Source organism: Kibdelosporangium aridum (assembly GCF_900176515.1).
Lineage (GTDB): Bacteria > Actinomycetota > Actinomycetes > Mycobacteriales > Pseudonocardiaceae > Kibdelosporangium > Kibdelosporangium aridum.
In genome coordinates this window covers 125,198-138,563 of sequence record NZ_FWXV01000016.1, presented here as the reverse complement: position 1 = coordinate 138,563, position 13,366 = coordinate 125,198, and the positions used below count along the sequence as shown (strand labels likewise).

General features: G+C 66.6%; 13 protein-coding genes and 1 rRNA gene. 4 read left to right on the top strand and 10 right to left on the bottom strand.

Annotation, left to right across the window (positions count from 1 at the left end; all coding sequences use genetic code 11):
* The 9 genes from B9C43_RS50740 to B9C43_RS50700 all read right to left on the bottom strand — a co-directional run.
* Nucleotides 1–204: ribosomal RNA gene (locus B9C43_RS50740) — 16S ribosomal RNA — on the bottom strand; the annotation flags it as partial.
* 386 nt (nucleotides 205–590) lie between these two features.
* Nucleotides 591–1,988: an NAD(P)(+) transhydrogenase (Re/Si-specific) subunit beta gene (locus B9C43_RS50735; protein ID WP_084434440.1), complete on the bottom strand. Its 1,398-nt coding sequence runs from the start codon at nucleotides 1,986–1,988 to the stop codon at nucleotides 591–593.
* The gene (locus B9C43_RS50730) at nucleotides 1,985–2,272 is read right to left on the bottom strand and encodes an NAD(P) transhydrogenase subunit alpha part 2 (protein ID WP_084434439.1); all 288 of its coding nucleotides are present in this window, start codon (nucleotides 2,270–2,272) and stop codon (nucleotides 1,985–1,987) included. The genes B9C43_RS50735 and B9C43_RS50730 overlap by 4 nt, the downstream gene beginning before the upstream one ends.
* Entirely contained in the window at nucleotides 2,272–3,348 is a 1,077-nt protein-coding gene (locus B9C43_RS50725; RefSeq protein WP_033391749.1) for an NAD(P) transhydrogenase subunit alpha, read from the bottom strand. The genes B9C43_RS50730 and B9C43_RS50725 overlap by 1 nt, the downstream gene beginning before the upstream one ends.
* 84 nt (nucleotides 3,349–3,432) lie before the next feature.
* Entirely contained in the window at nucleotides 3,433–4,083 is a 651-nt protein-coding gene (locus B9C43_RS50720; RefSeq protein ID WP_051897386.1) for a hypothetical protein, read from the bottom strand.
* A gap of 34 nt (nucleotides 4,084–4,117) precedes the next feature.
* Nucleotides 4,118–5,497, bottom strand: a complete 1,380-nt coding sequence (locus B9C43_RS50715; protein ID WP_084434438.1) for an FAD-binding oxidoreductase — start codon at nucleotides 5,495–5,497, stop codon at nucleotides 4,118–4,120.
* Complete coding sequence (locus B9C43_RS50710; RefSeq protein ID WP_143447180.1) at nucleotides 5,494–5,973, bottom strand: GNAT family N-acetyltransferase; 480 nt, start codon at nucleotides 5,971–5,973, stop codon at nucleotides 5,494–5,496. Before B9C43_RS50710 ends, B9C43_RS50715 begins: the two co-directional genes overlap by 4 nt.
* A gap of 2 nt (nucleotides 5,974–5,975) precedes the next feature.
* Nucleotides 5,976–7,520: an acetolactate synthase large subunit gene (locus tag B9C43_RS50705; protein WP_084434457.1), complete on the bottom strand. Its 1,545-nt coding sequence runs from the start codon at nucleotides 7,518–7,520 to the stop codon at nucleotides 5,976–5,978.
* A 36-nt stretch (nucleotides 7,521–7,556) separates the two neighbouring features.
* On the bottom strand, nucleotides 7,557–8,930 hold the full coding sequence (locus tag B9C43_RS50700) for an FAD-binding oxidoreductase (protein ID WP_033391751.1): 1,374 nt from the start codon (nucleotides 8,928–8,930) through the stop codon (nucleotides 7,557–7,559).
* A 278-nt stretch (nucleotides 8,931–9,208) separates the two neighbouring features.
* On the opposite strand from B9C43_RS50700, the gene B9C43_RS50695 reads away from it, so the two are divergent.
* The 4 genes from B9C43_RS50695 (at nucleotide 9,209) to B9C43_RS50680 (ending at nucleotide 12,608) form a co-directional block, all read left to right on the top strand.
* Entirely contained in the window at nucleotides 9,209–9,745 is a 537-nt protein-coding gene (locus B9C43_RS50695) for a 23S rRNA (adenine(2058)-N(6))-methyltransferase Erm(C) (protein ID WP_084434437.1), read from the top strand.
* Between the two features lie 134 nt (nucleotides 9,746–9,879).
* Nucleotides 9,880–10,374: an LppU/SCO3897 family protein gene (locus B9C43_RS50690; protein WP_033391752.1), complete on the top strand. Its 495-nt coding sequence runs from the start codon at nucleotides 9,880–9,882 to the stop codon at nucleotides 10,372–10,374.
* 34 nt (nucleotides 10,375–10,408) lie between these two features.
* Nucleotides 10,409–11,938: a sensor histidine kinase gene (locus B9C43_RS50685; protein ID WP_084434436.1), complete on the top strand. Its 1,530-nt coding sequence runs from the start codon at nucleotides 10,409–10,411 to the stop codon at nucleotides 11,936–11,938.
* A gap of 10 nt (nucleotides 11,939–11,948) precedes the next feature.
* Nucleotides 11,949–12,608, top strand: a complete 660-nt coding sequence (locus B9C43_RS50680; protein WP_084434435.1) for a response regulator — start codon at nucleotides 11,949–11,951, stop codon at nucleotides 12,606–12,608.
* A 64-nt stretch (nucleotides 12,609–12,672) separates the two neighbouring features.
* On the opposite strand, the gene B9C43_RS50675 is transcribed toward B9C43_RS50680, so the two are convergent.
* A complete protein-coding gene (locus B9C43_RS50675; RefSeq protein WP_143447179.1) occupies nucleotides 12,673–13,251 on the bottom strand; it encodes a hypothetical protein in 579 nt (192 codons plus the stop codon).
* Between the last annotated feature and the right edge of the window lie 115 nt (nucleotides 13,252–13,366).

Here is a 13,366-nt window from a genome sequence, read left to right as displayed (position 1 = left end):
CTTTCCACCCACAGTCATGCGACTGCAAGTCGTATCCGGTATTAGACCCAGTTTCCCGGGCTTATCCCAGAGTGCAGGGCAGATTACCCACGTGTTACTCACCCGTTCGCCGCTCGTGTACCCCGAAGGGCCTTACCGCTCGACTTGCATGTGTTAAGCACGCCGCCAGCGTTCGTCCTGAGCCAGGATCAAACTCTCCAACAATGCTCTAGTTGAAAAATTCGACGTCCTGACAAACCAGAACCAATCTGGTCCATCTGTCCATCTCAAAGGAACCTCTAAGACGAGGTTCAAATAAAAGCTCTACTGGCTTTCAATAGATCGACACACTGTTGAGTTCTCAAACAACACACGCACACTCATCGGAGTGAGAAACACTCTATCAGAGGGCTTGTACTGCTAGTTTTTGGGGTCTGCGCTCCGTTCCCCGTTTCCCGGGGCCCGTTCTGCGCTGACATGGAATAAGTTACACGGCCCGAAACGGGCCGTTTCAGGGGGGTCCCCTTAACTGCATCACCGCAGGTCAGAGGCCCCGAAACGGGCCTGTGGGGCCCAAGCGGGCCCCACCCGGTGTTCCGCCGGCGTTCAACTCAGAGGGCTCTGAGTTCCTCCACAACCGCCGAGACTGACTTCTTCGCGTCGCCGAACAGCATCGAGGTGCGCGGGTCGAAATAGAGCTCGTTGTCCACGCCGGCGAACCCCGGACTCATCCCCCGCTTCAGCACGATGACCGAGCGGCTCTCGTTCACGTTCAGGATCGGCATGCCGTAGATCGGCGAGCTCGGGTCGGTGTGCGCGGCCGGGTTGGTGACGTCGTTCGCCCCGATCACCAGCGCCACGTCCGTCCGCGAGAACTCCCCGTTGATCTCGTCCATCTCCTTGAGGTGCTCGTAGGGCACGTCGGCCTCGGCGAGCAGCACGTTCATGTGCCCAGGCATGCGCCCGGCGACAGGGTGGATGGCGTAGTAGACGGACACGCCCTTGCTCTCCAGCTCCTTGGCCATCTCGCGCACAGCGTGCTGTGCCTGAGCGACGGCCATGCCATAACCAGGGACAACCACAACCTGACGGGCGTAGCTCATCTGGATGGCCGCGTCGGAGGCACTGGTCTGCCGGACGGTCTTGTTCGCCGGTCCGGACGAGCTCGGTCCTCCACCGCCGCCGAACCCGCCGGCGACGATCGCGGGGATCGACCTGTTCATGGCCTTCGCCATGAGGTTGGTCAGGATCGTGCCGGACGCGCCGACGATCATCCCGGCGACGATCAGCGCCGTGTTGTCCAGCGCGATGCCGGTCGCGGCCGCGCTCAGACCGGTCAGTGCGTTCAGCAGGGAGATGACCACAGGCATATCCGCGCCACCGATCGGGAGCACGACCATCAGCCCGAGCAGTGCCGAAGACACGAGAATGCCAGCCATCAGCCACTCGGACGTGCCGCCCGCCACGACCGCGACACCGCAGGCGACACCGATCAGCAACAGCAGGAGGTTCAACGGCTGTTGCAGCCTGCCGACGCTGATTGGCTTGCCCGGCAAGATCTCCTGCAGTTTGCCGAAGGCCACATTGGACCCCCAGAACGACACCGATCCGATCAGCGCGGCGAACAGGGTCGCGATCGAGACGTGCGCGGCCTCGTCGGCAAACCCATGGGACTGCCGGAACTCAACCCACGCGACCAAAGCGACCGCACCACCGCCGACGCCGTTGAACAGCGCGACCATCTGGGGCATCGCGGTCATCTTCACCTTGCGTGCCGCAGGAATCCCGATGGCCGTACCCAACGCGATCCCGAGCAGGATCAGCCACCAGTTGCCCATGCCCGGTGTCAGCGCGGTCGCGAGAATCGCGATCGCCATACCGACAGCGGCCAGCCAGTTGCCGCGCACAGCGGTACGCGGCCCGGTCAGGCCCATCAGGCCGTAGATGAAAAGCCCGAACGCCACGATGTACAGGCACTGGATCGTGACGGGGTCCTGGAGCCAGCTCATTCCCGTGGCTCCTTTTGCTTGAACATCCCGAGCATTCGGTCGGTCACCAGGAAGCCGCCGACCACGTTGATCGTGCCGAACGCGATCGCGACCACCAGCAGTATCTGGTCGAGGGTTCCGGTCGCGCCGAGGCCGAGCACGATCAGCGCACCCAGCAGCACGATGCCGTGGATGGCGTTCGTACCTGACATCAACGGGGTGTGCAGGGTGTTGGGCACCTTGGAGATCACCGCGAATCCCACGAAACCGGCGAGCACAAGGATGGCCAGGTTCTGGACCAGCATCACGACCTCCTCGTCACGCAGGCGGACGCGACGATCTCGTCGTCGAAGTCGAGCGTCAGCCGTCCGTCGGTGATCAGAAGTTCAAGCAGGGCTTGGACATTGCGCGAGTACAGCTCGCTCGCGGACTCCGGCATCGTCGCGGGCAGGTTCAGCGGCGCCACGATCGTCACGTCATGCCGCACGACGACTTCGCCGGGCACGCTCAGCTCGCAGTTCCCGCCGGTTTCCCCAGCGAGATCGACGACAACGCTGCCCGCACGCATCGCGGTCACCGAGTCCTCGGTCACCAGGACCGGAGCGCGACGGCCCGGCACCTGCGCGGTGGTGATGACGACGTCGTAGCCGATCACGGCTTCGTTCAAGCGTTTCAACTGCTCGGCGCGTTCCTCGTCGGTCAACGCGCGCGCATACCCGCCCTCACCGACAGCCTCGATACCGAGGTCCAGCCACTTGGCGCCGACCGAACGCACCTGTTCGGCGACTTCGGGACGCACGTCGTATCCCGTGGTCTGCGCGCCGAGACGGCGAGCCGTCGCCAGGGCCTGCAGACCGGCGACACCAGCACCTAGAACCAAGGTTTTCGCCGGAGGGACAGTCCCAGCGGCGGTCGTGAGCATCGGGTAGAAACGCGTCAGGTGTTGCGCGCCAAGCAAAGCAGCCAGGTAACCGGCGACGCTGCTCTGCGACGACAACGCGTCCATCGACTGTGCGCGGGAAATCCGCGGAATGGCTTCCATCGCCAGGCCGCACACGTCGCGATCGGCCAACGCGTCCGCGACGTTCGTGCCGAGGAAGCCGATCAGCACGCTGCCAGGTTTCAGACGGCCGATTTCCTCGTCCGTCGGGGCCGCGACTTTCACGACCACGTCGCAGGCCCACGGATCGCCGAGGGTGGCCCCGGCTTCCTCGTAGAGCCAGTCCGACATCAACGCCCCACCACCGGCGCCGGGTTCGACCACGATGTTCAGCCCTGCGGACCGCAGGCGTCCCACGACTTTGGGGACGAGCGCAACCCGTCGTTCTCCAGGGGCCGACTCGCGCGGCACACCGACCACGATGTTCTGGGTATCCGCCATTGGAGACCCTCCCATGGAAACAGAACGTACGTCTTCTGTTGTACCACTGTGTGGTCTGCACCACACCCATCGAAGGGTGGCGTTTCAGTCTCGAACGAGAGTCTTCTGCTGTTCCGACGCCTCACGGGCCCGCGGGACGACGACCTTCGGCGGTCGCGTGACATACGGACGGACCAACCGGACCACCACCAACCCCAACGCCAGCAGCGGGACCATCGCGGCCATCGCCGCCGCAGTCGCCCCGGCACGCAGGACGTCCCGAGGCACCAGCGTGACGCGGTTGTTCATGACCGAGACCTTGCCGGGCAACGACAGCAGCCAGAGGATCGTGATGAACGCGCCCATGGCGATCAGCGCACGGAAGATCGCCGGGTGGTAGCCGATCCCCTCCGCCGCGGCCATCACCGTCAGCCAGCCGAACAGGGCCGTGAGCTGGGCACGTTCCGTCGTCGCGGACCACAGCAGGCCACCGCACACCGCGAGGACGGAGAACACCCACCAGCGGGACGGGTCACGGGCCCAGTCCCCGGCCGCCTCCAGCCACCCGACCGGCGCGCCCGCCCAGTCGAGCAGCGCCTTGGGGACTTCCAAGGGAGACATCGGCGGAGCGATCCCCTGACCCACCACCCACGCGAAGGTCCACACCGAGACGACGCACGCGAATACCAGCTGCCATCGTGGCCGATCCGTCACCACAGACCAGATCCGAGCCAGTTCCCGCCGCAAGGTCCGCATCGCTACAACACTCCCTCGCCGGCACCTCTCCCAGTTAAGATGATCTTTGATCGTTTTGCCCGCGTCCAGTGACCGTCGAGTTGATCACTCGACCGGGGTTCAGGATTCCGCGCGGGTCCAGCGCTTGTTTGATCTGGTAGTGCGACCAGAGCGCGGCCTCGTCCAGCTCACGCGCCAGCCATTCCCGTTTCAGCAAGCCCACGCCGTGCTCGCCGGTGATGGTCCCGCCGAGTTCCAGGCCGAGTCGCATGACCTCGTTGAACGCCTGCTGCGCGGCCTCGGCCTGTGAGTGGTCGAACAGCACGGTCGGATGCATGTTGCCGTCGCCCGCATGGCCGCACGTTGCGATCAAGACCCCGTACGACGCGGCGATCCGCTCGACGCCGTCGACTAACGCGGCCAGGTTGCGGCGAGGCACGCACACGTCGTCGACGAGAGACGCCGGATACTGCTCCAACGCGAGGCCGACCAGTCTGCGGCCCTGCATGAGCAGGTCTGCTTCGGCTGGGTCGTCGGACACGATCACCTCGGTCGCCGCGCACTTGCGGGCCGACAGTTCGAAGGCGGCGAGTTCCTCGGGTGCTTTGGTGCCCGCGTCGGACTGCGCGATCAGCACGGCGCCGACGCCAGGTGGGAATCCCAGGTCACGCAGTTTGCCGACGGCTTCGATGGTCGCAGCGTCCATCAGTTCAAGGGCGGGAGGCCGGAATCCGGCGCCCAGGTGGTCAGCGACCGCCCGGCACGCATCTGCCGTCGTGTCGAAGAACGCGACGGCAGCCAATGGCCTTGCCGCAGCGGGCCGCAGTGCGACAGTCACCTCAGTGACCACGCCAAGGGTGCCTTCCGAGCCGACGAACAGGTGGGTCAGGTCATAACCGGCTACGCCCTTGGCGGTCCGCCGTCCCGTCCGCATGACGCGGCCGTCTGCCAGGACAACCTGGAGCGCACGGACGAAGTCACCAGTGACGCCGTACTTCAGGCAGCACATACCGCCTGCGTTGGTCGCCACGTTGCCGCCGATCGACGAAATGTCCTTCGACCCCGGATCCGGCGGGTAGTACAGGCCTTTGTCCGCGACCGCCGCGGCCAGGGTCGCGTTGATGACACCCGGCTGGACGACCGCGATCTGCTCCTCGACGTCGATCTCGAGGATCTGGTCGAGCTTCTCCACATTCAGCAGCACGCATCCGTCGATCGCGTTCGCGCCGCCGGAAAGCCCCGTGCGTGCACCCTGTGGGACGACAGGGACGTTGTTCGCGGATGCCCACTCGAGGGTCTCGACCACGTCCTGGACCGACCTCGCCCTGACCAACGCTCTGGGGGTGCCGCTCGGGCAAAAGGTCGCCCGGTCGGTGCTGTACGCGGCAAGAACGTCCGGGTCTTCGGTCGTGGCGCCGGCAGGAAGCGAGGTCACTCCCCCAAATTACTTGAGGCGAGCTCCTTCTCGAAGGGCAAAGGACCCGACGACGGCGGATTTGCCAGGTCGAACAACGGCTTGTACCCGTTTGCGAGATACAAGCCTGTCGCCTCCGGCTGGCGCGGGCCGGTGTCCAGACGCAGCCGGGTGTACCCGCGTCCGGCAGCTTCCCTTTCCAATTCGGCGAGCACCCGCGCGGCCAGGCCACGGCGCCGGTGCTCCCGGTGGGTCCACATCCGCTTGATCTCGGCTGTGTTCCCGGAATGCCGCTGGAACGCCCCACCCGCAATCGCGTGGCCGTCTTCGTACAGCAGCATGAACGCGCCGTCGGGTGGCGCGAACCGCTCCGCCGGATACGACACCAGGCTTTCGTAGAGGAACCCGTAGCGCGTGGTGTATTCGCGCTCCAGGTCCTGCAACAGGGACAGCACGTGCGGATCGCTCATCCGCACGTGCCGGATTTCCACGGACATGCTCAGAACAAAGTCGGGATGCTGGCCTCGATGACGTGTGGCCCCGGCTGCGCCTGTGCCTCGCGGAACTGGTCGGCCAGTTCCTCCGCGGTGGCGGCGCGCGTGGCGGGAATGCCCATACCCGTTGCCAGCGACACGAAATCGAGGTCGGGACGTGACAGGTCGAGCCAGTCCAACGCCTTCGGGCCAGTGCTCTCGGCACCGACCCGTTGCAGCTCCAGCTTGAGGATCGCGTACGAGCGGTTCGACAGGATCACGGTCGTGACGTTCAGGCCTTCCCTGGCCATCGTCCACAACGCCGACGCCGTGTACATCGCGCTGCCGTCCGCCTGCAGGCAGATGATCGGCCGGGCCGGGCACGCGACCGCAGCACCGACCGCGTTCGGCAGGCCGAAGCCGATCGAACCGCCGGTCAACGTCAGCACGTCGTGCTTGGGCGCGCCCGCGGTCGCCACCGGCAGCAGGAGACCCGAGGTGTTCGACTCGTCGACGATCACCGCGTTCTCCGGCAGCAGCGCGCCGATCACGTCGACCCAGTTCTGCGGAGTCAGGTCGCCGGTCGGCAGCTCGGGCCGCTTTGCCTCCTGCACCACCGGTTCCACGCCCAGAGCGACGACGTCCGCGACGGCTTCGAGGGCCGCGGTGATGTCGTCAGCCGGCTCAGCGAGCACGTGCACCTTGCAGTTGTCCGGCACCAGATCGCTTGCCTTGCCTGGATAAGCGAAGAACGACACCGGCGACTTGGCACCCGCGAGCACGAGGTGGCGCACATCGGTCAGCTGCCACGTGACCTGCTCGGCCAAATACCCCAGACGTTCCAGGGCAGGCACGCCGGCGCCCCGCTCGATGCGCGTCGGGAAGGTCTCGGCGAACAGCTTCACGCCCGTGGCTTGGGAAATCCGGTTCGCCGCACGGATCGCACGCTCCCGCGTACCCACGTTGCCCAACAGGATCACGGTCGATTCACCGGACTTGAGGACGTCGACGATCGCCTGCACCGTGGTCTCGGCGACGGTCGGACGCACCGGCGGCGGAAGCGGCGCCGCGGGCACGCCACCGTCACCCCACGAGACGTCAGCGGGCAGGATCAAGGTGGCGATCTGCCCGGCCTGCGCGGCTTTCACGGCCTCGGCGGCGTCTGTGGCAAGCGCTTCGGTCGAACCGCTCGTCCGGGTCCAGCCGACCGTGTTGGCCAGCGCCTCGATGTCCGACTCGAGCGGAGCGTCGTACTGCTTGTGGTACGTCGCGTGGTCGCCGACGACGTTGACGATCCCGGTCCGCGCGCGGCGCGCGTTGTGCAGGTTCGCCAGACCGTTGGCGAGACCCGGGCCCAGGTGCAGCAAGGTGGCGGCCGGTTTGTCGGCCATCCGCGCGTAGCCGTCGGCCGCGCCGGTCACCGCACCCTCGAACAGCCCGAGGATGCCGCGCATCTCCGGCACGGAGTCCAGTGCGGCGACGAAATGCATTTCGGAAGTGCCCGGGTTGCCGAAGCAGACGTTCACACCCGCGTCGACGAGCGTGCGGAGGAGGGCCTGTGCGCCGTTCATCTTCTTCAAGGACTCCAACTCAGTCGAAAAGGACACTCAGTCAAAGAGAACACCGGGGTTGAGGATGCCTGCCGGGTCGAAGGCGGTCTTGATCCGGCGCATCAGGTCCACTTTGGCCGGATCGGTCAGCGCGAGGAACCGCTCGGTGTGCTTGCGGCCGATGCCGTGCTCGCCGGAGATCGCGCCACCGAGGTTGATCCCGGCCTCGAACAGGTCGTGCAGCACACGGTCGCGTACTTCGTGGTCCTTCTGCAGCACGGCGAGGTGCACGTTGCCGTCACCCGCGTGCCCGCAGCCGATCACGAACGTGTTGTTCTCCTGTGCGATCGCCCGCACGCGCTCCATGAACTGCGGCAACGAGGCGCGGGGGATCACCGTGTCGATGATGTCGTCGGCGCCGGCTTCCTTGGCGGCCCAGAACGCCTTCTCCCGCGCGTCGATCAGCTTGTTCGCGGCTGATCCGTCCAGCACGTAGACGTCCATGGCACCCAGGCCCGCCAACAGTTCGCCGACCTCGGCGACGTCTTCTTCCAGCCGGTCGGCGCTGCGGCTTTCCAACTGCACGACCAGGTACGCGTGCGACTTTTCCCTGACCTCGTCGGGAACGCCGAGCTGCAACTGCGCCCGGTAGGTGATGGCGCCCATGGTCAGGCCGTCGATGTATTCGAGGATCAACGGGCCGACGCCGCTGGACACGACCTTCGGCACGGCCCTGGCCACCTCGTCGAGGTCGACGAACGGTGCGAGCACTGTGCCCTGGTGCGGCATCCGCGGCTGGACCTTGAGGATGGCCTCGGTCGCCAGGGCGAGGGTGCCTTCTGAGCCGATGATCAGCTGGGTGAGGTCGTAGCCGGTACTCGTCTTGACGAACTTGCCGCCGGTCCTGATCAGCTCGCCGGTGGGCAGCGCGGCTTCAAGACCGAGGACGTTGTTGCGGGTCACGCCGTACTTGATGGCCCGCATACCGCCCGCGTTCGTGCCGACGTTGCCGCCGACGCTCGCGCTGAGCTCACCGGGGTACACCGGGTAGACCAGGCCGTGCTTGGCCAGTTCGGCGTCCAGGTCCTCAAGGCTCACGCCCGGCTGCACCACGGCGACATGGTTCTCGGTGTCGATCTCGAGGATCGCGGACATCCGCTCGAACGAGATCAACAGGCCGTTCTCGCGGGGCCGCGCCGCACCGGACATACCCGAGCCCGAGCCACGAGCGGTGACTGGAACTCCCAGCTCAGAGGCGGCTTTCAGCAGTTGCGCGACCTGCTGGGCGTTGCCCGGGCGGGCGACGAACGCCGGCTTCACCGGCTCGCTGCTCAACGCCTCGTCGTGCGCGTAGTCCTCGCCGATCGCGTCCCCCGCGAGCAAGTACTCGGCACCGACGATCCCGGACAGCTCCGCTGCTATGTCCGCCACTGGACGCTCCCTTCATACCCGGGGGTAACCCTAGTCCGTCGGCCGGAAATTCGATTGTGCCCGGTTGATAACGTCGAAGCCGTGGGATGTTTCTACGGCGTGGGCCGGCTGCGCAGCCTGTGAGGCGCGCGGCCGCATCTACCTGCTGATTTCCAGCTGAGTCCGATTTCCCGGGCGCAGTGCTGATGCTCGATCCTGCGAGCAGATCTTCGGTAGGCCGTTGTCGCCTCCAAACAACAGCGCTCATCTGAACCCTCTGTTCCGCGCTGGAGCCGACAATGCTTCCCAACCCCAGTGGGGTCCATTTCCTGTCCGCACACGCCGTGATCCGGCAGCTGATCCGCTCGTCTGGAGTCGGGCCCGGTGACCTGGTGATCGATTTCGGGGCCGGTCCCGGCACGCTCACCGCTCCCCTGGCCGCGACCGGGTCACGCATCCTCGCGATCGAGCGCGACCCCGCGTTCGTGCGCAAGCTCAACCGGCGGTTCGCCGACCAGCCCCTGGTCAAGGTCGTGCACGCGGATCTTCGGACAGTGCCACTGCCGAGTCGCGATTTCTCAGTCGTGGCAAGCATTCCGTACGCGGTGTCCACAGTGCTGCTGCGACGGCTGCTGTCCCGGCCGCGACGGTCCCTTGTGGGCGCCGACCTCGTGGTCGAGTGGGGGTTCGCCCGGCGAATCGTGGCCGCGCGGACAACAGAGACCGCGAAATGGGCAGCCAAATACGAGCTGCGCATAGCCAGGCGGATCCCGGCGAACTGCTTCCGCCCGGCACCTCGCGTGGACTCGGCGCACCTAGTGATCAGACGCCGCTAGCGCAAGTCGCCGATCGTCTCGATCTGCCCGCCACCCGGCCTGCCTGCCAAGACCTTCGCCTCTGCTTCGCCTGGTGAGCGGGCCACGCCCGGTCACCAGGCCGTAATGACAGGCGAAGAGAAAGGAACCCGATCATGAAGAAGCTCGTCCTGGTCGTGACCGCGGTACTGGCCGTCGCAGGCGCCGCACTGTTCATCACGGTGAACTTCATCAGCGGTCCAGCGCTCGCGGCGAAAGCGGGTGAGTGCGTGACCGTGTCCAACCAAGCCGACGACGACCGGGCTGACGTCACCAACGCGGGCTGCGAGACCGCCCTGTACAAGGTAGGCACGGTCGTCACGGACGCGAACGGGAAGTGTCCCGCGAGCCTGTCCGATTACGCCGAGGTCGTGGCGAAGTCCGGCGGCGGCAGGCTCTGCCTGGTGCCCAACCTGCTCGAAGGCGGGTGCTACCGGCCGGTCGAGGACACCGAGGGCTGGGGTCGCTCCGCGTGCACCGACCCCGAGGCGGTCAGGGTCACCAAGATCATCCCCGGCATGGGCGACACGGCAGGCTGCCCGGAGACCGAAGAAGGGATCGCGTATCCCGAACCCGCGGTCACCTACTGCCTCAAGCCGGTTCAAGGCTGAGAACCGGCGAGCACGGCAGTACGTAAAGCTGGACATGAGCGGCGCACACGCGTTGGCCCGAGCGCCCCGGCTCGCCCCATGGGCCGGAGCGCTCGGGCGTGAACTTGTTCTGCTGGCATTCATCGGGGCGCTCACTTACCTGGCCGTCGTCTACGGCTACATCAACGTCGAGTGGAGTCCTGCGGAGTGTGACAACCCCGCGGTGACAGCGCTCGTCGTCGCCGGAGCGGTCGTGCCCGCCTTGTTGCGGCGACGGTTTCCTGCAACTGCCTTACTCGCCGCTGCGTTGCTGTTCGCGTGGTATCCCGCGACCGGCGCGACGCTGGCGTTGACCTCGTACACGGTCGCCAGCCGGATCGGGTCGGTGCGCCGCCGCGTCGCCACGCTCGCGATGGGTGCGACGGTGCCGTTCTCGATAGCGCTGATCTGCTCTCGATTCCAGTGGCAGACCACGGTCATCGCGTTCGGCGTCGCCGCGCTGGTGTGCGTTCTCGGCCCGGCCACCGTGCAGGTACTCCTTGGTCAGCGCGAGCAGTTGATCGGTGCGCTGCGGGAACAGACCCGGTACGCCAAGCTGCAGGAGCGATCGCGGATCGCACAGGAGATGCACGACTTGCTCGGCCATCGGCTCAGCCTCATCTCGTTGTACGCCGGGAGCCTCGAACTCGACGGCACCCAGGCCAGCGAACCGGCCCGGCTCATCCGCGGCACGGCCAAAACCGCGATGGACGAACTGCGCGCGACACTCGGGATGCTGCGGCACCGTAACCCCGTCACCACTCAGCCGAACGATCACACCGGCACCTGGTCGGACATCTCCCAGCTCATAACGCAGGCACAAGCCGCCGGGGTCAAAGTCGAACTGACCTGGGAGGGCGCCGACTTGACGGGCACGGCGCTGCCGATCCGGCAGGCGGTGCACCGGATCGTGCGTGAAGGCCTGACGAACGTGTCCCGGCACGCAGCGGGAGCGCCCGCGAAGGTCTCTGTCGCGTACTGCCCGGATCGTGTCCGGGTGGAGGTCATCGACGCTGGCCATCCAGGCGGGACCGGTCAGCCCGGGTCGGGTCTTGGTCTGGTCGGGGTCAAAGAGCGGGTACGGCTCCTGGGCGGGACATGCCACGCCGGACCGATGCCTGCTGGTGGATTCCGGATCACCGCGGACCTGCCGCCGGTGCTCGTCCCGCCCGCGCCCGACAACGACGAGAAGACCGACGACCGATGGGCCCGTGCCGGAATGTCGGCTGTGCTGGCGATCGGCTTGGTCGCACCCACCGCGATCCTCTCGTTCACGTTCGGCTCGGTGACGTTCGACCCGATCGACGACCCGCAGGAGGTGACGTTCGAATCGATCCCCATCGGCGCGCCGCGGGCCACGGTCGTCGAGTTCATCGGACAGGACGATCCGCTCGCCCGCACCGCCGCGACCGCCGTCGAGTCCGCCCGTCCACCCGGCTCGGACTGCTGGTATTCGGCGTTCAGCGAGGACGCCGTGATCGAACGCTTCTGTTTCCAGCAGGACGTCCTCATCGACAAAGCCCGGTTCGGCTTCCCCGCCGGGTGAACGGAAAACCATGGAACGCATTCAGGTTCTGCTGGCCGATGACGAGCGGCTGCTGCGCGCGGGTGTCCGGCTGGTGCTGCGGCACGCCGAGGACATCGAAGTGGCCGCGGAGGCCGAAGACGGCGGGCAAGCGGTGGAGATGGCCTGCCGTCTTGGCGTCGACGTCGTCCTGATGGACATCCGGATGCCGGGGATGGACGGCCTGGCGGCCCTCGACCAGATCGTCGCGAAAGCCCCTGCGGTGCACGTGGTCATGCTCACCACGTTCGGCGAGCACGACTACATCGCCCGGGCCCTGCGGGCAGGCGCCGCCGGATTCATCCTCAAGGACACCGGTCCGCAGGAGCTGATCCAGGCGGTGCGCGCCGCAGCACACGGCGGCGCGATCCTTTCGCCGCGGATCACCAGGGAGATCATCAACGAGTACCTGCACGGCGACGAAGGCCGGACAGCCGAAGCACGGCGGTTGGTCGGCACGCTGACCGACCGGGAACGCGAAGTGCTCGTCATGATCGGGCTCGGTGCTTCGAACGCTGATGCCGCAAGGCGTTTGTACATGGGCGAAGGCACGGTCAAGACGTACGTCAGCCGCATCCTGTCGAAACTGGGCTGTGCCAACCGGGTCCAGGCCGCGATCATCGCGCATGACGCGGGAGTCCTGCCTGTATGAGGCCTGTACCCGGGGAACCCTCAAACCCCGGGTACAGGCCCTTCCCCACCCGCCGGTTGGGGGTCTACGCGGCGCACCTGCGTGCGGCGGCGGCCGCGCGGTTCGCCTGGCCTGTTGCGCGGTTGGCCTGCTGACGAGCCCGTGCCGCCTGGTTGGCCTGGCCCGCGGCACGCTGCTTGGCGCGGTTCGCCTGCCGGTTCAACCGATTGGCCTGCTGCTGCGCGCGGTTGGCGTTCTGCTGGTCGGCTTGCTGACGTGATTGGCGTGCGCGGTTGGCAGCGGCGTTCGCGGCCTGCCGAGCGTTCGCGGCGCGCTTCGCCGCCCTGTTGGCAGCCTTCTGTGCCTGTGCCGCGCGCTGGGCGGCTCGGTTGGCGGTGTTACGGGACTGCTGTGCCCGCCTGGAGGCGTTGTTCGCCGCCCGGTTGGCGTTCTGCCGCTGCTGGGCATCGCACGCCTGATTGTTCTGCTGCTGGTTCTGATTGTTTCGGTTGTTCTGCTGCTGGTTCTGGTTGTTCGCGTTGCTCGTCGGTGCGGTCGCACTTGTCGTGGGCGCCGCTTGAGCAGGTGCCGCGATCCCGATCGCCCCAGCGCTCAGCGCCGCCGTGAACACCGCGGTCAGCACTCCACGCGAAAATGCTCGCATTTTTCTTCCTTTCCAAGGGAAAACCGTTCGACCGGGAAAACGGACCCCGCAAGGCGCGCCGTTCAAGGCCACAGCGCGGAACAACCGATCGGTGCCGCCACGAAGACGACCGGCA

Excerpts from the sequence above, each read along its gene's own strand:
- B9C43_RS50735 (WP_084434440.1), bottom strand. The coding sequence starts at position 1,988 with ATGAGCTGGCTCCAGGACCCCGTCACGATCCAGTGCCTGTACATCGTG.
- B9C43_RS50730 (WP_084434439.1), bottom strand. The coding sequence starts at position 2,272 with ATGCTGGTCCAGAACCTGGCCATCCTTGTGCTCGCCGGTTTCGTGGGA.
- B9C43_RS50725 (WP_033391749.1), bottom strand. The coding sequence starts at position 3,348 with ATGGCGGATACCCAGAACATCGTGGTCGGTGTGCCGCGCGAGTCGGCC.
- B9C43_RS50720 (WP_051897386.1), bottom strand. The coding sequence starts at position 4,083 with ATGCGGACCTTGCGGCGGGAACTGGCTCGGATCTGGTCTGTGGTGACG.
- B9C43_RS50710 (WP_143447180.1), bottom strand. The coding sequence starts at position 5,973 with ATGTCCGTGGAAATCCGGCACGTGCGGATGAGCGATCCGCACGTGCTG.
- B9C43_RS50705 (WP_084434457.1), bottom strand. The coding sequence starts at position 7,520 with ATGAACGGCGCACAGGCCCTCCTCCGCACGCTCGTCGACGCGGGTGTG.
- B9C43_RS50695 (WP_084434437.1), top strand. The coding sequence starts at position 9,209 with ATGCTTCCCAACCCCAGTGGGGTCCATTTCCTGTCCGCACACGCCGTG.
- B9C43_RS50690 (WP_033391752.1), top strand. The coding sequence starts at position 9,880 with ATGAAGAAGCTCGTCCTGGTCGTGACCGCGGTACTGGCCGTCGCAGGC.
- B9C43_RS50685 (WP_084434436.1), top strand. The coding sequence starts at position 10,409 with ATGAGCGGCGCACACGCGTTGGCCCGAGCGCCCCGGCTCGCCCCATGG.
- B9C43_RS50680 (WP_084434435.1), top strand. The coding sequence starts at position 11,949 with ATGGAACGCATTCAGGTTCTGCTGGCCGATGACGAGCGGCTGCTGCGC.
- B9C43_RS50675 (WP_143447179.1), bottom strand. The coding sequence starts at position 13,251 with ATGCGAGCATTTTCGCGTGGAGTGCTGACCGCGGTGTTCACGGCGGCG.